We start from the raw sequence: 19,300 nt of genomic DNA, 5'->3' as shown, positions 1-19,300 counted from the left end.
CGGCAACGTCTGCGTGGATGAGGGCGACTGTGTGCTGAGGCGCTGAGTCAGCCGCTCGATGTCCGTCCTCCCGCCGGAGGCACCGAGTCGTAGTCAGTTCTCGGTGGACGTTGTGTCGTGGCTGGCTCCGTCGTGGTCGGTTCTCGGTGGTCGCTCCGTCGTGGTCGGTGCTCGGTGGTCGCTCCGTCGTGGTCGGTTCTCGGTGGTCGCTCCGTCGTGGCTGACTCGTCCTGGTTGGCTCTCGGCGCTCGTTGTGTCGTGGCTGGCCCCGTGTCGCTGGGGGGGGGGGCTGTGGCTTAGGAGCCGAGCGAGTAGGCGGGCGACACGTCGGGCAGGCGTCGTTCTGACGGCGCCCGCGTGCTTGACCAGTCGCCTGCCCGCTCAAGTCCCTATTCGCGTGGTGTGTGCAGCGGGCCGGCTGCTCGTGCAGTAGCGGTAGCGGCGGTGGCGTGGTTGGCGGTGCGGGTGCGGGGCTTGGCGGTCCATTCGCCGGTGGCTCGGTGTCGGTGGAGTTGCTGGTTGTTGTTGTGGAGCTCGTGGTGGCATTTCTTGCACAGAGCAGCGAGATTGGGCACGTCGGTGGTGCCGTTGTCGGCGGCCCATTCCTCGATGTGGTGGTCGTCGCAGCGGTGCATGGGTGCGCGGCACAGCACGCAGCCGCGGTCGCGGATCGCGACGGCGAGATGTTGGGCGACGCTGGCGTCTCGGCGGCTGCGTCCGAGCCACAGGATTTCTCCGTTGGTGTCGAACAGTGCGCCCCTGATGTGAGTGTCGGGTGAGAGGTTGTCGAGGATTGCCGGCGGGACGGGTCCGGTGCCGAGGAGTTCGCAGGTTCCGTGGGGTTTGGTGCCGTCGATGACGCCGATCTCGGCGATGATGATGAGCTGGTTGGGTGCTTGCGCGGGCCGCCACCGATCAATCGAGCGACCCGCCGGGCTGTCGGAGGCGTCATCGCCGTCGGCATCGCTGTTGCGGCCCCGGTCGCCATCGCTGTGTCCGCCCCGGTCGCCATCGCGGTGTCCGCCCCGGTCGCCATCGCGGTGTCCGTCGTGGCCGGTATCGCTGTGTCCGTCGTGGCCGGTATCGCTGTTGCGGCCTTGGTCGGCATCGCTGCGCCAGCCGTGGCCGTCATCGGTTCGTGGGCGGCGGACGGTGTCGTGGCCGTGTGCGGCGGTGTGGTCGATGGTGGCCAGGGCGTTGCGGTCGGTCACCATCTCGAACAGGCTGTCCGCGAGGCGCTGGCGGTTGTCGCGAATCTGGTTGGGTGTGGTGTCGCGTCCGCCGTCGAGACGCCACAAGGCGTCGTTGTAGTTCTCGAGTGCTTGGCGCACCATTGCGAAGCTGACCGAGTCGAACTGGGCGTGCAGCACACCCATCCCGGTGGAATCGTCAACGAACAACGATGCGCAGCGATCGCGGCGCTGACGGCCCAACTCGGTCTGCGCAGCGGCAGGGTCATGACGGGCCGCGAACTTCTTGGCTTGCTCGCGCAGAGTCTCAGGCGACACCACCGCGGCGGCTTCGAGCAGCTCTGCTGCGGAATCGACCGCGCCGGGGCTGGTGCGCCGCGCAGCGTCGGCAAGTACCTGGGCATGCTCGACGTTCAGCTCGCCCACCGCGAGGCCCCGAGCCACATTCGGCATCTGAGCGACCTGCTCGCTGGACTCGACGGTGCGCTTGGCGTTGCGCTTGCTCAGCCGCGCCCGGCCCACCAGCGCACTGCGGCCCGACCCAGGACGGACGACCTCGAGCGCAGCAGTCGCTGAGAGCACCAGCGCGTCCGCGGCTGAGCGCAGCCGAGACGCCACGTCGATGACATCGGCGAGCGTGTCGCAGCCGGCATCACCCAACGGCACCCGCGACGCCCGCGCGACGACGTCACGCGCCCCGCACAGCACCGACAACACACCCTCAACCGGCCCGGCCCGAAGCGGCACCGCAATCGATACCGGCTCAACCGGCTCAACCCGAAGCGATGCCGGTTCGACCGGTGACGCCAGCGCGGGCGGAGCGGCCACGGCCGCGTCGCTCGCCGGCATCAAGCCGGTCGGCATTCCCGTCGAATCGCTGCGAACGTCTGAGCGCTTCATGACAATGACTGTAAATGTGGGGTGTGATACGAAAGCCCCCGAACGACCCCCCAACGGCATCACCACACCCAAACCGACGCCAGCGCAACCCCCAGACACCGCAACGCAGCGCACTCGTGGCGTGCTCGCGCCCCTGCCCGATGACCGAGCCCGGACGAGCAGGTCGCGTCGCGCGATCAATCGTGCTGTGCGCACGCATGCACCCTCGCTCCCAGCCGACGCAGCCTGCCAGGACTGCGGAATGCCAGCACCGGGCTCGCCGACTACTGCGCAAACGCTTGCGGACACAGCTCTAGCAGGTGCCCGAACCGCATGACCAGCTGGCTTCCTCCGGCCACACGTCGCGAACTCATCAGCCGTTCATCGGGGCGATTGCCAAAGCGTGTCGAGGGAGGCTGACAGCACGCGATCGTCGTGGGGCAAGGTGTTGGCACCTGAGTGGAGCAGCACACCCGCGCGAAATGCTCCCGGTTCAACGGCATCGAGGCGGTCTCGGAAGTAGACCAGATTGCGCAGATCATCTGGCCTGGGCGACGATGTCGCCTTGATCTCCACCGCCACGACAGCACCGTCGGATCGTTCGAGTAGCAGATCAACCTCGCGTTGAGCATTGTCGCGGTAGTGATGCAGTGACACCGGCATCTCCGCTGCTGAGCAGAGCCGCACGATCTCATTGACGGCAAACGTCTCGAAGAGCGGACCAGTCATCGGGTGATTCAGCGCTGCCAAAGCGTCAGCGCTCAGCCCGAGCAGCCCTGCGGCGAGTCCGCTGTCGGTGACGTGCAGCTTTGGGCGCTGTACGACTCTAGAAGTTCGGTTGCGCCGCCACGAGGACAGTTCATGAACCAAGAAAGCTGTGCGCAGCCAGCCAAGGTAGGACTGCACCGTTGCGCGATCCGCCCCGAGTTGATCAGCCCACCGAGACACGTTGAGCTCCGACGAGGTCTGAGCGGCTGCGAGGCGCAGCATCTGCGGCAACATCGCAGCGCGACGGATGTCGCCGAGCTGCGCTATATCGCGGCTCACCACCGTTTCGGCGTAGCCCAAGAACCATCGGTTGCGTCTGTGCGCGCTGAGCTGCTGTACCTCCGGGAAGCCACCGATGCACACCTTGTGCAGGTAATCGCTGCGACTGGTGGAGGAACGCGCTGCTCGCCGTAGGGAGCTGTCTTGGTCGAACCACCGCTCGACGGCGTTGGTGGAGCGGGATGCGCCGACGGCGGATGACGTCAGCTTCGATTGCTGCGTTGGGTGTGCACTGACGGGGGGCATGGCGCCGGTTGCGCTGTGAGTGCCGAGGAAGACCCCCACAGTTCGGCTTGGCTGAAAGGCCACAGCGTCAAGATCGTCGCGCGCCCGGCCAGCGATTCGCTGATCGTCGGCACCGTGAGGAAATTCGTGGAAACGGTCAGCAGGAAGCGTCCTGCGGCATTGCTTCCGTCGTCCACAGCGATCTTCACGGCTCGCACCAATCGATCTCCGGCCCGCTGAACTTCGTCGATGATCACAGGCGGGCGGAATGCACGAACGAAGGCGTGTGGGTCGTCGAGGGCTAGAGCAAGAACGTCGTCGTCGAGGCTGACGTAGTCGCCACCGCGTGCGGTGGCGATTCGTCGTGCCAGCGTGGTTTTGCCGCTTTGGCGCGGCCCATGGAGCACGACCACCCGTGGTGCGTCAAGCGCGTCCGTGAGGTTCGCGCCCAGATGCCGCCGGTGCTCTTCCACGCGTCCAAACCTAGGCCCCATCGACAATCTTCCTGCCTTCCAATCAACAATTAGTCAGGGAACTCGTCAGTAATCTGTCTGACTCATAATCGACGATTTGTCTAGGTGCTCATCAGCAATCTGTGTGGCTTGCAATCGACCATTTGATCGATGACATGGCACACCGGCTCGTACTGCGGCCGAAGGTGAAGCGTGGCGGCAGGGCCATTCCATTCGAGGTGGCTGTGGCGGAGCACGTCGAGACCGAGCAGCATGTCTTCTTGCAGAATGTCGGCACGTCCGACGATCAAATCCTGTGGGCTGCCGATGGGGGTACCTCGCGACACGAACGAGAAGGAAACGGCGTAGCAGACGGTGGCGGTCCGGCCGGTGGCGGTGCGCAGCACGGTGGAGCGGGTGGGGTCGAGACCCAGGGTTTGGGCAATGCGACCGCTGATCAACGACATCTGGGTACCGGCGTCGATGAGTGCCCTGCCGCGCACAGGCAGGGGCAGGGGGCGTGCAACCATCCTGTGTTCCTGCACGTCGACGGGTGTCGCGTTCAGCTCGAAGTCGATGCGCGCACCACTAGCGCTGATACGCGCCGTCAGCGGCCAAGAACCCGCCAAAGCCTCAATGCCAAGCTCCCAGCGAGTTCACAAACACGTCTTCGTCGGTTTCGATGATTTGCTTCACGCAGAAACGGCGAGCCTGCGGATCGGCATAGCCAGCGGGGATGGCGTCCCACTCGTCGGCCCATACGTCAAGCAGCGGCACCCGTTTCGAGCCGCGGTAGATGAGAAGTGCCCACTGGTTGGGGTGTTCGCGCACCAGCGCAGGGCGGAGCTTCTCAAAACGGGCCTCCAACCGGGTGAGCACGGTGTCAGGCAGCATCATCGGCGGGTTGACGCCGACATCGTCTATGCCTTCCACCTGCGACATCTTGCGCACGTCGGCGGCATTGCACACCTGCGGACGCAGGTCACGCCATTTTCCACCGCTCGCACCATCGGCCGTCGGCCAACAAACTATGCATCATCAACCCGACTGCCACGCTCGAACCCGCCGGGATGATGCTTCGCTGCCTGGGACTCGAAGCTCCGGCCGATCGGCTGGATCGGACCCTCGCAGAGGCCTCGAAGCAAGTGAACACCTGACACCGAACCAAGACGGCACAGCGGGAACTGAAGACTTCGCCTCTGCCGTCATCGAAGTGTTGTAGCGGGCGATTGAGAGCACAGAATTACGCTTGGAGCCATGGCGCAGGCCCCGACGCAGCTGCCGCTGGAGAGTTGGCTTGACGCTGCGCTCGCCGGTGCCGCTGTCGAAGAGATCCGCGAGGGCGAAATCGCCGTTGCTGCATGACCAGTCGGCTTCCTCCCGCCACACGTCGCAACTCATCAGATTCCTGAGTGAGCGAGGCTGGGATGGGCCTGGACCCGGCGGCAGTCACGAATTCATGATCAAGGGGACTCACAGGCAGGTCATATCAAGTGACCGCGAGATCCCCGCGCCGTTTCTGCTCCGCCTTCTCAAGCAGGCGGGCTACACACGCCAAGACTGGCTGAACCGCTAGCGGGGGTAACGGCGGTCACACACCGGCAGCGAGTTGCCCATGGGTGTACAAACTTGCTGCAGATCGAGCCGAGGGCGAGCGACCAGACATGAGTGAGAAGTCCACGAACCCCGGTGCACTGCCGCGGGGAATACCTGACGACCGTCCCGCAGCGGGCGATGACCCTGCTCCGCTGTCGTTCCGGCTGGACGAGCTGCGACCGTGGGGCATCGCGGCGTATGCGGCCGCCGGCATGGCGCCCGCCGATGCGGTAACAGTCGTCGACAATCAGCTGTGGTCGGACCGGCGCGGTGTCGACACGCACGGTTTCCAGCGGGTCAGCTGGTACGTGAACTGGTTCCGCGACGGCACCACCGATCCGACAGCGCAGTGTGAAATCGTGACCCGCACGCCGTCGGTGCTGGTGGCCGACGGGCACCACGGACTCGGTCAGCTCGTCATCACCCGCTTCATGGAGCAATTGATCGACGCTGCTCGCGAGAGCGGACTGGTCGTGGGCGTGATCCGTAACTCCAACGACTGGGGCTGCGGTGCGAACTACCCGTATCGCGCAGCTGAGGAGGGCTTCGTCTGCTACGGCACGACGACGTCGGTGCCGAATCTGGCGCCGTTCGGCAGCCGCCGCAAGCTGTTCGGCAACAACCCGATCGTGTGGACGTTCCCCCGCCGCAACGATCCGCCGATCGTGCTCGACATGGCGATCACCCCGGTCGCGCTCGGCAAGGTGCTGCGGGCCCGTTCTGAGGGCAAGGAGATTCCCGAGGCCTGGGGCTTCCTGGATCGCGACGGCAATCCCACCGTCGATCCCGATGTGGCAATGCGCGGCATCGTGCCGGCCATCGGCGGCTACAAGGGCATCGGCATGGTGACCGCTTCGAACATCGCGGCGGGCATCCTCGCAGGCTCTGCCCACACTGGCGACGTGGCCGTCGGGCATCGGGGACAGTTCTTCCTCCTCATGAACCCCGGCGTGTTCCGCGACCTCGACGGCTACCACGACGACATCGAATCGATGGTCGACCAGATCCGCGCCGCGGGCGCCGAAGACGCCCTACCGGGCCAGACGGTGTACCTACCGGGCGAACTGGAACAGCTAGAGATGGACCGTCGTACCGCCATCGGCACAGTCAGCTATCCCGCGTCGGTGGTCCGCTCGCTGCGCCGTATCGGCGACGAGCTTGGGGTGCGATTCGATTGCGAAGCCTGCTGACGACTGCGCCGAACCGGGGCGAGCAGGACACCCGGCAAGCATGAGGGGCGGCTACGCGGACGCTGTTACCGTGCCGCGATGACGCCCGCCGCTACGTCCGACGTCGTCGATGGTGAGACGATGCTGGCTGCCGCGGCGGGCTTCCTAGGTGAACTGCGCGAACGCAGCGTTGAGATCGACCGTCTGCGAAAGCTGCCCCAAGACCTGGCGGACTCGCTCGCCGAAGCCGGCTTCTATCGGACGCTGGTGCCGCCGACCCTTGGCGGCCTCGGACTGTCCCCGACCACCGTGGCACAGGTGAGCGAGACACTCGCGACGGGCAATGCGTCGGCTGCGTGGTGCACGTTCATCGGCGCCACGTCGCAGATCATGTTCGCCGCGCTGACGCCGGAACAGCTGGCCGAGGTTCTCAGAAACCCTGACGTCATCACTGCGGGCGTGTTCGCCTCTTCGGGCCGTGCCACACCCGCCCCCGGTCCCGACGGCACTGACGGCTACGTCGTGGGCGGGCGCTGGGCGTGGGCGTCGGGCTGCCAAAACTCCGAGTGGATCTCAGGAGGCGTGCAGATCGACGGTCAGGACTCGGGCGATTCCGGACTGCCAGCACTGGGCCGTGCTTTCTTCCGACCTGACGAGATCGTGATTCACGACGACTGGCACACCAGCGGGCTGCGGGGCTCGGGTTCGAGCACCTTCGAGTGCCACGACGTGTGGCTCCCCGCCCCTCGCATCGCCAACGGTGCCGACATCCTGCGATCGCCGTACGCCGCGGAGCCGTTGTACCGCTTTCCGCTCTTCGGACTGCTTGCACTGCCGATAGGTGCGATCGCGCTCGGCATGGCTCGTGCCTGCGTCGACGAGGTCATCGAGGTTGCCAAGGCCAAAGTGCCTCAGGGTTCCCGTCGCACCTTGGCGCAACGGCCGGCACTGCACAGCGCAGTGGCAGTGGCCGACACCGAAGTCCGCGCCGCCCGCACGCTGCTCTACACGACCATCGATGCAGCGTGGGATCGTGCACAACACACGCTGCCCGACATTGCGACCCGGCGCGACCTGCGCATGAGGTGTTTCTGACTCTTCGCGACGGGTTGGGGTTGGGTTCAGACTGCGTCGGTGGGTTGCTGGCGGGTTGTGGTTGGTGAGAGTAGTGGTCTGGGTCATCGTTGGCTCCGGTGCCAGGCTCGGCGTTGTTGGTCGGCGGTGTGCATCCCGTGCTGGCGGGCGGCGCGGATGGTGTCGCCGCGGCCGTCGTGTTCGTCGTTGGGGGTGACGTAGCCGATGGCTTCGTGCAGCCGGACGCTGTTGTGGTGGGCTCGGATCCGTTCGAGTTCGGCGGTGAGCACGGTCGGGTCGGTGATCGTGGTCAGGTGGGGGTGCTCGCGTTTGGCGTGGCCCCACAGCGACTCGATCCAGGCCTGGTCGGTCGGTGTGGAGGGGCGGCCGAAGTGTTGAGCGATCGAGCACAGGGCCATGAACCGGCGGGTCTCGTTGGCGCGCATCTCGGTGCCGTTGTCCGAGATCGCCAGCAGCAACGGGATCGTGGTGTCGTCGGGCGGTTCGGCGTCGGGGTCGTCGAGGCGTGCCCGCAGCTCGTTGGTGAGCAGCCCTTCGTTGTCGAGACCGCGGCTGAACAGGACCCGGGCGGCGACCGAGTCGGGGTTGGCTGTGAGGTGGGTGGAGATCCATTTGCGGCTGACGAGGTCGACGATCGCGTACGCGTGCTTGGCGGCAGCGCAGCGTTCGAACTGGGAGCCGTCCCAGCACCACAGCTGGTTCGGGCGCCATTCATGCCAGGCCGGCCACGGCGTCTTCACGCTGCGCGCGGGCCGCGGATCTCCTTGCAGGGCAAGGCCGTGACGGGCCAGGACCCGATCCACTGTCGATGGCGATACCCACACTCGCTGTTCGTAGGAGCCGCGGTGGGCGAGCTTGCGGTGCGAGCGGTCGATGTCGCCCCAGTCATCGAACAGCGCCAAGATCTCGGCCTCTTCGCACTCGAGGAGCCCATGGATCGGGTTCCCGCCCGCAGCGAGATCCTCGAGGCGGCCGGCGGCTCGGCGTTGTCGCCAGCGCCACACCCTGGCCCGGTCGACCTCGAGGGCCGCGCAGGCCCGGGTGAGACTCCAGCCGGCGCGCACAGCGTCGTCGATCAAGCCGAGCAGCGCTGCTTTGGCGGCCCCGTCGACGCGGGCGGGGATCGGGCCGCTCATCCCCAGTGCGATTTTCCCCGCAGCACCGCCAACTCGACCGCCTGCTCGATCACCGTGGACTGGAGCCGTTCGACTTCGGCGCGCAACGCGGCCGCCTCCGACGCCTCGGCGCGGGACTGGCGCGGCCGGCCCGGCCTGGAGGCCTGCAAAGCGGCGATCGCCCCGTCGCGAGCCACAGCGCGCAGCCGAGCGACCACCGAGCGATCCACCCCCGCCTCGGCCGCGGCGTCCGCTTGGGAAATCTGCCCCGACAGCATCCGCACCCACAAGTCGTACTTCTGCTCCGCTGTCAGCATCCGCTTCGGCTCTCGCTGCATCGACGTCATCGTTGACGGCCTCCATGATCAAGGCCAGCCACCATCTCAGATGCAACCTGAAAGAACCAGAATCCCGTCGCGTTAAGTCAGACGCAACACACGCACCGCAACCGTCCATGCGATGCAGACCAGTGTGCGGGTGATCGAGTCCATGAACACCGCCGTTGGCGGCACGGCCATCTTCGAATCGTCGCCACTGCAGCGCCACTTGCGCGACATACAGACAGCGTCAGCTCACTTCATGGTCGCGATGCCAGTCATGGAAGTGGCCGGCCGCACCTTCTTCGATCCCGACATGGATACCTCCGGCCTCTAGCCGGAGCGAAACGCGGGCGGCTCAATCCTCCCGGCGGCGCTGGTGCGCGGGCAGCGGGAACGTGATGGGGATGAGAGCGGTGAGGTCGATGTCGAGCAGGGTTGGACCCACCGGACCTGAGGCGCCGCTGGCACGGTCGACGGCGCGGCCGAATGCAGCCTCGAACTCGGCAACGCTGGCGACCCGCTCGGCTGGCACGCCCATCGCCTGGGCGACGCCGACGAAGTCGATGCCGCCGATCTCGGTGCCGTGGTGTTGATCCCACAGCGCGTCCTGGATGATGCGCAGCACGCCGTAGCCGCCGTCGTTGAACACGCAGACAATGACCGGCAGGCTGTGCTCGGCCAGCGACGAGATCTCACCAATCGACAGCATCAGCCCGCCGTCGCCTTGGATGACGACCGTCGGCTTCCCAGTGCCGAGCGCGGCGCCCACAGCCATCGGCACACCGGGGCCGATGGCGGCGTTGGCAGCCCGGATTGATGTTCGAGGCGCAACGATCGGCAGTAGACGGTTCCCCCACATGTAGCCGGGAACCGTCGTGTCGCGCACGATGCGCGCATCGTGGGGCAAGAGCTGCCGCATCAGGTCGCAGATGGCGGCGTGATCGGCGCCGATCTCGTCACGCAACGCCTCCATGTCGGCGGCGCGGTGCTTGCGAGAGCGCTCCACGAATCCGTCATCGATCGTCGGCGCACCGTCGCCCAGTCGTTCGACCAGGCCCGCCAAGCTGAGTTTGGCGTCGCCGACCACCGCCAGCGACGGCTTGTAGTTGAGCCCGATCACGCCGGGGTCGACATCGAGGTGGATCAGCTCTGCTGGCAGCTCCAGCGCCCACACTCGCGTGGCGTAGTTCTGGAATCGAGTGCCGACGGCCAGCAGCAGATCGGCTTCTGCGAACACATCGGCCATCTGGGGGCGATCCGAACGGAACCCCAGCGACAGCGGATGCTCTTCGCTGATCGAACCTCGGCCTTCGATGGTGGTAAAAACCGGCGCGCCGAGCCGCTGCGTCAACGCCGCCAGCTCACCGGATGCATCCGCGATGTTGACGCCACCGCCCGCCCAGATGACGGGACGCTCCGCGGTCGCAAGACGTTCTGCGGCGTCGTCCAGCAATGCTCCATTGGGCGCAAGGCGAGCCACTCGCGGCGAACCAGCTTCGGCGGCGTTTCCCACGCGTGCGTACTGGAAGTCGATGGGGATCTCGACGGCACCGGGCTGGGGCCGACCGGTGCGGACATCGTCGGCAACCCTGGCAATCTCGGTCGAGATCTCTCCCGGATGACGAACCGAGGCGACACTGCGGCACACCGAACGCAGCATGGCCAGCTGGCCCTCGTTCTCGTGCAGGAATCCCTTGCCTTTGCCGTAGAACCGCGATTCGGTCTGCCCCGTCACCATCAGCACAGCCGAGCTGGAGAAACCTGCTTCGTACAGCCCCGCCACGGCGTTCGCTGCGCCCGGGCCAGTCGACGTCAGCAATACGCCCATCTCACCCGTGGCCCGGAAGTAGGCATCTGCCGCGTGTGCGGCCGCCTGCTCGTGCCGGACCTTCACCACCTCGATGTCGTCGCGTACCGACAGCGCCTCGTACATGGGCAGGTTGTGGACGCTGACGATCCCGAACACGTGCCGCACGCCCAGACGCGCCAACGTCGCTGCGACGGCCTCGCCGCCGGTCATCTCACTCATCGCTGTTACACACCTTGGGCCTCGCTCATCGCCCGCACGGTAGCCCCGTCACCGGGTCGACCGCCGGGAGCTGGATTGCGGTCTGAGTGCCGCCTAGGCGTCGAGGCTGAACGGCGGGTACTGGTCGGTCAGCAGGTGCAGGTAGGCGTTGAAGCGGAGGCTGACGCCATGCCAGGAGACGACCCAACCTCGCATGCCAGCGGGCCAGCGGCCCGTGAACAGCACCGCGAAGAATCCGAGCACAACCAGCACCGTCGTGATGAGACCAGTGACCACCACAAAGACCGCAGCCGGGATCGCCAAGATCAGCCGAAACGCCACGGTGAGGCGATTGCGATTAGTCAGCTGGGGCTCGAGGCCGGCCGAGACTGGTGTTCCGCCTGGATCTGCGGACGTCATGTCGAACGCGAACGGTGGGTACTGCTCATGCAAGAAGTCGAAGTAGGCGTACAGGCGAATGCTGTAGCGGAGATACATGGATTGGAAGTCCGCCAGGCCCTTGGGCAGCTTGCCCGTGAAGACGATCGCGACCCAGCCGACCACGTTGAGCAACCACGCGACGTTTTGCAACACCTCGAAGATGATGAGGTGCGGAATGAGCAGGAGCCAGTGGACGAGGGGTCGCCAATTGGCGACCCGATCGGGTGTCTCGACGCTGACTGATGCTGGGTAGGCCATGCCGCCGACGCTACTGCGCCCCCGCGAAACCGCCCGGCAGCTAGGAGACTGCTGATTTATTGGGCGCGATTTCCGCGTGCGGGGTGGGGGCGCGCGGGACAATGTCGGGGTGCAGGGCTCAGCGGATCAGGATCGGGTGTTGTTGGACGCGGCGGCGGTGTGCGGGCATCTTGTGCCGCCGGGGTCGGTGCATGCGTTGTTGGCCGAGCATCGTGGCCGGCTGTTCGGCGACGAGTTGTTCGAGGATCTGTTCGCGTCGGGGCGGGGCCGTCCGTCGGTGCCGGGCGAGGTGATCGCTGCGGTGATGGTGCTGCAGGCTTTGGAGGGCCTGTCGGACCGTGAAGCGTGTCGGCGGTTGCGGACTGATGTGGCGTGGAAGGCCGCGGCGGGGCTGGCGTTGACCGATGAGGGGTTCCATCACACGGTGCTGACGCTGTGGCGCAACAAGCTGCGCGCAAGCGACCGCGCGGACCGGATCTTCGACGCGGTGCGCGAGCTGATCGCTCTCAGCGGCGCTGTTGCTGGCAGGTCCAGACGTGTTTTGGACTCGACGGTGCTCGACGACGCGGTGGCCCGCCAGGACACCGTCACGATGCTGAGGGTGCAGATCCGTCGGGTCCGCAAGCTGGCGCCCGACCTGGGCGAGGTCCCGGTGCGCGAACGCAATCTCGACCCCGCGGGGCCCGAGGTGGACTGGTCCGATCCCGCCGACATGGAGCGGCTGGTGTCTGAGCTGGTCGACGACGCGTTGGATCTGATCGGCGCAGCGGGGGACCTCGACCTCGACGCGGCCCAGGGCGACGCGGTGGGCCTGTTGGGGCTGGTCGCGGGCCAGGACGTGGAGCCCGCCGGGGAGCCGGGCCGGTGGCGGATCGCCCGCAGAACCGCGACCGGCCGGGTGATCTCGGTTGTGGATCCCCAGTCGCGTCACACTCACAAGACCGCCCACAGCTACCGCGACGGCTACAAGGCCCACATCGCCGCCGAGCCCGACACTGGTCTGGTCACCGCGGCTGATCTGTCTGCCGGCGACACCGGCGACGCCGACGCCGCGATGGGACTGCTCGCCGACGAGCCCGCCGGCATCACGGTGCTCGCCGACAGCGCCTATGGCACCGGCACGCTGAGAGCCGACCTGCGAGCAGCCGAGATGGACGCGGTGATCAAGCCGCCGCCGCTGAACACTGCTGTCGAAGGCGGCTACAGCATCGACGACTTCGACATCGGCTACAGCATCGACCCCCACAGCGGCCGCTTCTGCGGCACCGTGACCTGCCCCGCCGCCGTCACCGTGAACATCACTCCCAAAGGCAACGCCAGCTTCGGCCGACACTGCCGAGCCTGCCCCCACAGGGACCGCTGCACCACCGCCAAGCACGGGCGCACCCTCAAGGTCAACCCCCACCACGACCTGCTCAAAGCAGCACGCGCCCAGGCTCGCACCGAAGCGTTCCAGCACGCCTACCGCACGCATCGGCCCATGGCCGAAAGAACCATCGCGTGGATCGTCCGCCGAGCCCGAAGATGCCCCTACCGCGGCGCCGACAACAACCGGCACTGGCTGAGACTGCGCGCCGCAGCCGTCAACCTGGGACGCCTCGCCAACCTCGGACTCCACCACAACGGCACCAACTGGGCCACCGCCTGAACAACCAGCCAGCACGCCCACACCGACAACGCCCCAACCAGCCCGCCCGCCACCGCGCCGCCGCCCCCACGCCCCAAAACAGCGACACCACAAACCACTTGCTCAGCAGTCTCCTAGGCAGCGACGAGAGGGAACCGGTTGTCGTCGGCCGGATACTCGCCTGCCACGGCGATCGTGTCGTCGTCAGAGACGATGGGGTCGCAGCCCGGATGCGGGTACCACACCGCATCGTCGCCCAGCCAGCGGGTGGACAACGCCACACGCCGGTGGTCGCCGGCATTGCCAGGCGAGCCGTGAATGATCCACGACGAGAAGAACAATGCGTCGCCGGGCTCGACGTCGAAGCCGACGATGTCGTAGCTGGCACGATCAGCCTCGACGTCGGGCATCTTCTCGCCTTCAAAGTCGGCCATGAAGCCCTTCGAGCCGTCGAACGACTCGGGCGCGTAGTACGCATCCCAGCTGTGCGAGCCGCGCACGAATTCCAGCGAGCTCTCTGCGACGGTCACCGGCGTCATCGCCACCCACGAAGAGCAGATCTGCTTGCCCATGAAGGGCCAGTACGGGATGTCCTGATGCCATGGTGTGGGGTTCGCGGTCCGCGGTTCCTTGATGAGCAGATGATCGAAATAGAACCGTGCTGACGACGATCCCATGAGTTCGGCTGCCATCTGCGCCATGCCCGAGTCGAAGACGAAGCCGCCGATCACAGGATCTTCCTGCCAGCGGTATCGCGTGGTGAACAGCCGGTTCGAGCTCGCGCCGGGGTTGGTGTCGGACACCCACTTGCCGGGATCGCGCAACTGCTTGTCGGCAACCTCGAGCACCCGCTCGATCCAGTCGTCGCCCACAGCACCGCTGACCTTGACAACTCCCTCGGCTTCGAACGTTGCCTTGTGCTCTGCGGTAATGCGGGCCCTGGCTGCTTCAAGCACCTGCTGTCGACTCATCGTTGTCTCCCGTCACGAGCTATCCCGCGGGGTCCGGCTCCGGCCGATTCCGCAGGCGACGTCGATGAGACAGATTCTGCCAGCGAATCAGGCTCTGCTGAGAGTCTGAGCAGATAGGCGGCGATGCCGGGCAGCCCCGCCGTTCTCGACTTTGCGCAGAAATGCCGCCGCAGGCGGCAAATTTGCACAAAGAACGCTCGACAGCAGCTTTCCGAGACGTCACCTATCCGCGCGGCCTCTTATGCGCGCTCGTCGATTCCGGGCTCGCCGTCGGCGCAAACTGCCCGCCGCAGCCCCGCGATGCGAGCCGGGCTGTGGGTCCGCTCCTGGTGAACGCCGAACGCATGGTGCGCCGGAACGAGATCGCCGAAGGGGCTCACCACGTTCACATTGTCGGCACCGATCAATCCTGGATGCTCCACCCCGCACGCATCAGCGAGACGGAAGAGCTCCTTGCGAAGCCCGATGATGTAGTTCGCCAACCGGACGCTCTTGTTCGTCGGATCGAGCCCCCGCGAGAGCCACTTGTTCTGCGTCGCCACGCCCGTCGGGCAGTGGTCGGTGTGACACCGCTGAGCCTGAATGCACCCGATCGCCATCATCGGCTCACGTGCGACGCCGATCATGTCGACGCCGATGTTGAAGGCAAGCGCCGCCTGGGCGGGAAAGCCGAGCTTGGCCGAGCCAATCATGACGATCTCGTCGGTCAGCCCAGCTTCGCCGAACGCCCGATGCACGACTCCGAACGCCCGCCAGAACGGCAGTGCTACGTGATCGGTAAACACCAAGGGTCCTGCACCAGTGCCGCCCTCGGCGCCATCGACCGTCACAAAATCCGGACCGCGGCGGGTCTGGGCCATGTGCTGGGCCAACTCGGTCCAAAAGGCCTCCTGGCCGATGGCCGACTTGATGCCCACAGGGAGGCCGGTTGCCCCTGCCACTTCCTCCACGAAGTTCACAAGCTCGACGACCGAGCCGAATGCGGAGTGCCGGCTGGGACTCACCACGTCCTCGCCGATCGGGACACCGCGGGCCGCTGCGATCTCGGGGCTCACCTTTGCCGCAGGCAGCAGGCCGCCGACGCCGGGCTTGGCTCCCTGGGACAGCTTCACCTCGATGGCACGCACCGGTGCTGATTCGACCGTTTCCAGCAGACGGTCCATCGAGAACGTGCCGTCAGGGTTGCGACACCCGAAATAGCCGGTACCCATCTGATAGACGAGGTCGCCACCGTTGCGGTGGTGCTTCGACACGCCTCCCTCGCCGGTGTTGTGCGTGCAGCCAGCCATCTGGGCCCCGCGGTTGAGCGCCGCGATCGCCGGACCCGACAGCGAACCGAAGCTCATGGCGGAGATGTTGACCACCGAAGCCGGCCGGTATGCCTTGGCCCGATCCCGCCAGCCGCCCATGACCTTGCCGCAGGGGATCGGCGCGTCCGGGGGCACATCCCGGCCGAGCGGGAAGGGGCTGTGGCGAAACGTGATGTGGCCGGGCTTGTCGATCTCATCATCGGTGCCGAACCCGAAGTAGGTGTTTTGCTGCTTGGCGGTTGAGTAGACCCAGCGGCGTTCGTCCCGGTTGAACGGCCGCTCCTCTTCGTTGTGGGCGACGATGTACTGGCGCAATTCCGGGCCGATCTTCTCCAGAAAGAAACGGAGATGACCGATGACGGGATAGGTGCGCAGAATCGAGTGGCGCTTCTGAAAGCTGTCGTGAATGAACACGAACACCAGAAAAGCCCCGACGATGATCAGCCCCCACAGCCACCACGGCATGAACCTGAACCTACCGCGGGCCTGCCTTATGCCGTAGCCGCGACCCGGTGATGCGTCATCGACATCTTGGGACGGACCCCTGCGGGGGCGAGCCGTCATCCGACCCGGTGCGAAGCGGCTTCCTATGCTGGCCCGATGTCATCGGTACCGGCAGCCGGAATGCCTCAGCAGGGCATGCCGATGGCCGTGCCGCCCCTGGCCCCAGAGGTCTTGGCGCTCTTGCCGGCAGATGACGAGGCGCCACGCTGTGCCGCCCACGCTTCGGCCATCGGCAGCGATCCCGGCGGCACTTCCATTTCGGCGGATGCTGTGGCGCTAGTGGAGATGCCACTGCCATGGCCGAAGCCTGTGTTCGCAAGCGGGCTGCTCGAGGGCTTCAGGCCGATGACGGATCTGGCGATGGGCCCGACACGGGTGCTCGCTGTTGTGCCACCGGATGAACGCAGTCGGGCGGACAGGATCCCTGTTGTGCTGCATTGGCGCGTGGGTGCGGGAACGCAAACGGCGTACTGCGAAGCTGACGGCGCCGCCGGTCTGCGCCAGCTGTTCGAGCACCTGGCAAGCCGAATGCCATCGGAGCCGATCCCGGACGGGGAGGGGTTCGTCTCGTTCGGACACACCGAGGGCGAGCGGGCCGTGCTCGTGTGCACCCAAGGAAGTCACGACGTGTGCTGCGGCAGTGAAGGCACCCGCCTTGCGGCCGATTTTGAAGCAGTGTTGCGTGCGTACCGCGACTCCGACGTCGATGAACCGTACGCCGGCGCGCCGACCGCCGGCGGACGAGTCTCCGTTTATCGCGTCAGCCACACCGGAGGTCACCGCTTCGCACCGACGGCGATGACGCTGCCCGACGGCCGGATGTGGGCCAGCATCGAGGCGGGCGAAATCGCTGCCATCCTCGACCGAACCGCTGACGCCTCGGCGTTGGCGCCCCGCTGCAGGGGATGGTGGGGGGCAGCTACTGGGCCCGCGCAAGTCGCTGAGCGCGCCGTGTTCACCCAAGTCGGCTGGCCGCTCGAAGACATGGCCCGCACTGTCAGCTTCAGACCCGCAGCAAACGGTTGGGACGTCGATGTCATCGCAGCGGAGGCGGAACGCGCGTGGACGGTGTCGGTGGTGGCCGGGCGGACCGTGCCGACGATCACCTGCCGCGCGCTCGGAGGCCGTCCGGCCAAGCCAGCGACGGAGTTCATGGTCACCGGCGTTCGGGAGCACTAAGGGCTTCAGCGGATCGTCCGTCGGGACAGCTGCGAGTCGGGCGATCTAGCCTTGCCGAGTCGCGATCGGGCAAACCGGGACTCTCCGGATCACGACTCACAAGGGGCAATTGCGATGACATCACCGCTCGAAGGAATCCGGGTCACCGAGTTCGCGAACTTTGCCGCTGCGCCCTCGGCCGTCGCGATCATGGCCGATCTCGGGGCCGAAGTGATCAAAGTCGAAGCCATCGGCGGCGACCCGATCCGCGGCCTGATGAAGCAGGCGAAGGTGCCCGAGGGCGTTCACAACCCTGATGTGGCCTTCCAGTTCATCAACCGCGGCAAGCAGTCGATCCAGCTGAATCTGGACGATCCCGACGGCTCAGCCATTGCCCGTCGCCTCGTGGCGGTGTCCGATGTCGTGGTCATGAACCTGCTGCCCGAGCGTCGAGATCGTTTCGGCCTCAATACCGACGATTTGCTGGCCATGAAGCCCGACCTGGTGATCGGCCTGCTGTCGGGCTACGGCGAAGTGGGCGACGAGATTGACCGGCCTGGCTATGACGTCACGGCGTTTTTCTCACGCTCTGGGTTGTACGGAGCTTCTACCCCGCCCGGTGGAATGCCTCCTCACGCCCGCCCGGGCCAAGGCGACCACACCACCAGCTTGGCCTTCTTCGGCGCGATCATGGCGGGTCTACGCGCCCGCGACGTCTCCGGCGAAGGACAAGTCGTGGAGTCGTCGCTGCTTCGTACCGCTGCTTGGACGATTGCAATCGACCTCTCGACCTCGCTGGTGGACGGGCGCCCCAACACCGAGCGCCCGCGGGATCGAGGGCTCTCCCCGATGCTCGAGGCATTCGAGTGCGGTGATGGCCGGTGGATTCACTTCACGATGCCCGATACGGGCAACGCCTGGCCACGCTTCTGCCGGGCCATCGAGCGCGAAGACCTGCTGGAGAACCCCGACTACGAGACTGGGCGGCAGCGGTTCCGGGCAATGGGTGCCCTTGTGGCCGACATCGAAGACACCCTGAAGTCGAAGCCGTCCGAGTACTGGATGCCCCGTCTCGACGAGCACCACTGCATCTGGGCGCCGATCAACGACACCGCATCGGCGGTGCAGGATCCGCAGGTACGAGCGACAGGCGCCTTCGAGACCATTCACCACCCAAAAGCTGGCGACTTCGAGACCATCGCCGCCCCGTTCCGCATGCACAATGCCCCCGACGTGGGTGTGCGCGGCCCTGCGCCGCGAGCCGGCGAGCACACCGTCGAGGTGTTGTCGGACGTGCTGGGTCTCGACGCCGAGGAGATCGCCGACCTGACCGAGCGCGGGGTCGTCGCCTCCGACTGAGCGGTCCGGGCATCGTGCCAGCCTGAACAACCTCTGACACCGTGCTGACGTGAGTCAGACCTCGAGGCGCCCGATGATGTCCGCGGCGATGTCCTGCGGCTCGCGCCCGTCTGTCGGCACCTGTTCGAACTGCCCATAGCCAACTGCTCGTTCAGCCAGCAACTGCGCCACTTGTACAGAAAGGTCACCACCAGCGAGGAGAGGTCGCGGGCGGCTCTGCAAGTCAGGTCGAAGTCTGCTGACTATCTCCTCCGCTGACGCTGCGAGGCAGAAAATCTGACCAGTCGCCTGCAAGGTCTGGGCATTGCTTGGATCAAGCAGCATTCGGCCGCCGGTTGCGATGACGTGTTGCTCTCGCTTGGCGAATTCAACGGCGACCTCATGCTCGAGCTTCCGAAAGGCAACCTCGCTCCGTTCCATGAAGATCTTCGGTATCGGTCCGTGTCGTTCTTCGATCACGTCGTCAGTGTCAACGAAGGCCCAGCCGAGCTCGCGAGCGATGAGCCGTCCGACCGTGGATTTGCCGGTCCCCATGAAACCGGTCAGCACCACGTTGGGAACCGCATCTCGCGCCAC

The 19,300-nt window shown here is 66.2% G+C and carries 17 protein-coding genes and 1 pseudogene; 6 read left to right on the top strand and 12 right to left on the bottom strand.

Annotated features, from left to right (window positions below; translation table 11 throughout):
• Positions 1 to 389: 389 nt before the first annotated feature.
• The 5 genes from ACOCMM_RS04090 to ACOCMM_RS04070 all read right to left on the bottom strand — a co-directional run bounded on the left by ACOCMM_RS04090 (position 390) and on the right by ACOCMM_RS04070 (position 4,735).
• Positions 390 to 2,090: an HNH endonuclease signature motif containing protein gene (locus tag ACOCMM_RS04090; RefSeq protein WP_419551915.1), complete on the bottom strand. Its 1,701-nt coding sequence runs from the start codon at positions 2,088 to 2,090 to the stop codon at positions 390 to 392.
• A 360-nt stretch (positions 2,091 to 2,450) separates the two neighbouring features.
• Positions 2,451 to 3,362, bottom strand: a complete 912-nt coding sequence (locus ACOCMM_RS04085; protein ID WP_419551914.1) for an ATP-binding protein — start codon at positions 3,360 to 3,362, stop codon at positions 2,451 to 2,453.
• Positions 3,320 to 3,814 carry an ATP-binding protein gene (locus ACOCMM_RS04080; protein WP_419551913.1) on the bottom strand — a complete coding sequence of 165 codons (495 nt, stop codon included), beginning with the start codon at positions 3,812 to 3,814 and terminating at the stop codon, positions 3,320 to 3,322. Before ACOCMM_RS04080 ends, ACOCMM_RS04085 begins: the two co-directional genes overlap by 43 nt.
• Before the next feature lie 101 nt (positions 3,815 to 3,915).
• Entirely contained in the window at positions 3,916 to 4,323 is a 408-nt protein-coding gene (locus tag ACOCMM_RS04075; protein ID WP_419551912.1) for a retroviral-like aspartic protease family protein, read from the bottom strand.
• A 103-nt stretch (positions 4,324 to 4,426) separates the two neighbouring features.
• A complete protein-coding gene (locus ACOCMM_RS04070; protein WP_419551911.1) occupies positions 4,427 to 4,735 on the bottom strand; it encodes a hypothetical protein in 309 nt (102 codons plus the stop codon).
• Positions 4,736 to 5,457: 722 nt separating this feature from the next.
• Here ACOCMM_RS04070 and ACOCMM_RS04065 point away from each other — a divergent pair.
• Together ACOCMM_RS04065 and ACOCMM_RS04060 are read left to right on the top strand one after the other, a co-directional pair.
• Positions 5,458 to 6,579, top strand: coding sequence for an Ldh family oxidoreductase (locus ACOCMM_RS04065; protein ID WP_419551910.1), 1,122 nt, complete (start codon positions 5,458 to 5,460; stop codon positions 6,577 to 6,579).
• A gap of 78 nt (positions 6,580 to 6,657) precedes the next feature.
• Complete coding sequence (locus ACOCMM_RS04060; protein ID WP_419551909.1) at positions 6,658 to 7,653, top strand: acyl-CoA dehydrogenase family protein; 996 nt, start codon at positions 6,658 to 6,660, stop codon at positions 7,651 to 7,653.
• An 83-nt stretch (positions 7,654 to 7,736) separates the two neighbouring features.
• Here ACOCMM_RS04060 and ACOCMM_RS04055 read toward each other — a convergent pair whose 3' ends face one another.
• Together ACOCMM_RS04055 and ACOCMM_RS04050 are read right to left on the bottom strand one after the other, a co-directional pair.
• Complete coding sequence (locus tag ACOCMM_RS04055; protein ID WP_419551538.1) at positions 7,737 to 8,789, bottom strand: integrase core domain-containing protein; 1,053 nt, start codon at positions 8,787 to 8,789, stop codon at positions 7,737 to 7,739.
• Entirely contained in the window at positions 8,786 to 9,106 is a 321-nt protein-coding gene (locus tag ACOCMM_RS04050; protein WP_419551537.1) for a helix-turn-helix domain-containing protein, read from the bottom strand. Before ACOCMM_RS04050 ends, ACOCMM_RS04055 begins: the two co-directional genes overlap by 4 nt.
• Before the next feature lie 100 nt (positions 9,107 to 9,206).
• Here ACOCMM_RS04050 and ACOCMM_RS04045 point away from each other — a divergent pair.
• A pseudogene (locus ACOCMM_RS04045) lies at positions 9,207 to 9,422 on the top strand (hydroxylase); the annotation flags it as partial.
• A 21-nt stretch (positions 9,423 to 9,443) separates the two neighbouring features.
• Here the strand turns inward: ACOCMM_RS04045 and ACOCMM_RS04040 are convergent.
• A complete protein-coding gene (locus tag ACOCMM_RS04040; protein ID WP_419551908.1) occupies positions 9,444 to 11,117 on the bottom strand; it encodes a thiamine pyrophosphate-binding protein in 1,674 nt (557 codons plus the stop codon).
• A 93-nt stretch (positions 11,118 to 11,210) separates the two neighbouring features.
• On the bottom strand, positions 11,211 to 11,795 hold the full coding sequence (locus ACOCMM_RS04035) for a DUF4389 domain-containing protein (RefSeq protein ID WP_419551907.1): 585 nt from the start codon (positions 11,793 to 11,795) through the stop codon (positions 11,211 to 11,213).
• A gap of 109 nt (positions 11,796 to 11,904) precedes the next feature.
• On the opposite strand from ACOCMM_RS04035, the gene ACOCMM_RS04030 reads away from it, so the two are divergent.
• Positions 11,905 to 13,443, top strand: a complete 1,539-nt coding sequence (locus ACOCMM_RS04030; protein WP_419551906.1) for an IS1182 family transposase — start codon at positions 11,905 to 11,907, stop codon at positions 13,441 to 13,443.
• A gap of 113 nt (positions 13,444 to 13,556) precedes the next feature.
• Here ACOCMM_RS04030 and ACOCMM_RS04025 read toward each other — a convergent pair whose 3' ends face one another.
• Entirely contained in the window at positions 13,557 to 14,393 is an 837-nt protein-coding gene (locus ACOCMM_RS04025) for a phytanoyl-CoA dioxygenase family protein (protein WP_419551905.1), read from the bottom strand.
• A gap of 239 nt (positions 14,394 to 14,632) precedes the next feature.
• Positions 14,633 to 16,168, bottom strand: coding sequence for an FMN-binding glutamate synthase family protein (locus tag ACOCMM_RS04020; protein ID WP_419551904.1), 1,536 nt, complete (start codon positions 16,166 to 16,168; stop codon positions 14,633 to 14,635).
• Between the two features lie 135 nt (positions 16,169 to 16,303).
• Here ACOCMM_RS04020 and ACOCMM_RS04015 point away from each other — a divergent pair, with 135 nt between their 5' ends.
• Positions 16,304 to 17,386 (top strand): sucrase ferredoxin, encoded by a 1,083-nt coding sequence (locus ACOCMM_RS04015; protein WP_419551903.1) that lies wholly within the window; start codon positions 16,304 to 16,306, stop codon positions 17,384 to 17,386.
• 114 nt (positions 17,387 to 17,500) lie between these two features.
• Positions 17,501 to 18,724: a CaiB/BaiF CoA transferase family protein gene (locus ACOCMM_RS04010; protein WP_419551902.1), complete on the top strand. Its 1,224-nt coding sequence runs from the start codon at positions 17,501 to 17,503 to the stop codon at positions 18,722 to 18,724.
• A gap of 54 nt (positions 18,725 to 18,778) precedes the next feature.
• On the opposite strand, the gene ACOCMM_RS04005 is transcribed toward ACOCMM_RS04010, so the two are convergent.
• Positions 18,779 to 19,300, bottom strand: coding sequence for a shikimate kinase (locus ACOCMM_RS04005; protein ID WP_419551901.1), 522 nt, complete (start codon positions 19,298 to 19,300; stop codon positions 18,779 to 18,781).

Origin of the sequence: Candidatus Poriferisodalis sp. (assembly GCF_965198245.1) — a bacterium.
In the GTDB taxonomy this organism is placed as follows: domain Bacteria; phylum Actinomycetota; class Acidimicrobiia; order Acidimicrobiales; family Poriferisodalaceae; genus Poriferisodalis.
The sequence above is the reverse complement of the archived record's forward strand: the minus strand, read 5'-3'. Positions and strand labels throughout refer to the sequence as shown.

What these genes read in the sequence shown, in the direction of transcription:
- ACOCMM_RS04090 (WP_419551915.1), bottom strand. Translation starts at nt 2,090, where the DNA reads ATGAAGCGCTCAGACGTTCGCAGCGATTCGACGGGAATGCCGACCGGC.
- ACOCMM_RS04060 (WP_419551909.1), top strand. Translation starts at nt 6,658, where the DNA reads ATGACGCCCGCCGCTACGTCCGACGTCGTCGATGGTGAGACGATGCTG.
- ACOCMM_RS04070 (WP_419551911.1), bottom strand. Translation starts at nt 4,735, where the DNA reads ATGTCGCAGGTGGAAGGCATAGACGATGTCGGCGTCAACCCGCCGATG.
- ACOCMM_RS04055 (WP_419551538.1), bottom strand. Translation starts at nt 8,789, where the DNA reads ATGAGCGGCCCGATCCCCGCCCGCGTCGACGGGGCCGCCAAAGCAGCG.
- ACOCMM_RS04065 (WP_419551910.1), top strand. Translation starts at nt 5,458, where the DNA reads ATGAGTGAGAAGTCCACGAACCCCGGTGCACTGCCGCGGGGAATACCT.
- ACOCMM_RS04020 (WP_419551904.1), bottom strand. Translation starts at nt 16,168, where the DNA reads ATGCCGTGGTGGCTGTGGGGGCTGATCATCGTCGGGGCTTTTCTGGTG.
- ACOCMM_RS04085 (WP_419551914.1), bottom strand. Translation starts at nt 3,362, where the DNA reads ATGCCCCCCGTCAGTGCACACCCAACGCAGCAATCGAAGCTGACGTCA.
- ACOCMM_RS04040 (WP_419551908.1), bottom strand. Translation starts at nt 11,117, where the DNA reads ATGAGTGAGATGACCGGCGGCGAGGCCGTCGCAGCGACGTTGGCGCGT.
- ACOCMM_RS04075 (WP_419551912.1), bottom strand. Translation starts at nt 4,323, where the DNA reads ATGGTTGCACGCCCCCTGCCCCTGCCTGTGCGCGGCAGGGCACTCATC.
- ACOCMM_RS04010 (WP_419551902.1), top strand. Translation starts at nt 17,501, where the DNA reads ATGACATCACCGCTCGAAGGAATCCGGGTCACCGAGTTCGCGAACTTT.
- ACOCMM_RS04035 (WP_419551907.1), bottom strand. Translation starts at nt 11,795, where the DNA reads ATGGCCTACCCAGCATCAGTCAGCGTCGAGACACCCGATCGGGTCGCC.
- ACOCMM_RS04015 (WP_419551903.1), top strand. Translation starts at nt 16,304, where the DNA reads ATGTCATCGGTACCGGCAGCCGGAATGCCTCAGCAGGGCATGCCGATG.
- ACOCMM_RS04050 (WP_419551537.1), bottom strand. Translation starts at nt 9,106, where the DNA reads ATGCAGCGAGAGCCGAAGCGGATGCTGACAGCGGAGCAGAAGTACGAC.
- ACOCMM_RS04025 (WP_419551905.1), bottom strand. Translation starts at nt 14,393, where the DNA reads ATGAGTCGACAGCAGGTGCTTGAAGCAGCCAGGGCCCGCATTACCGCA.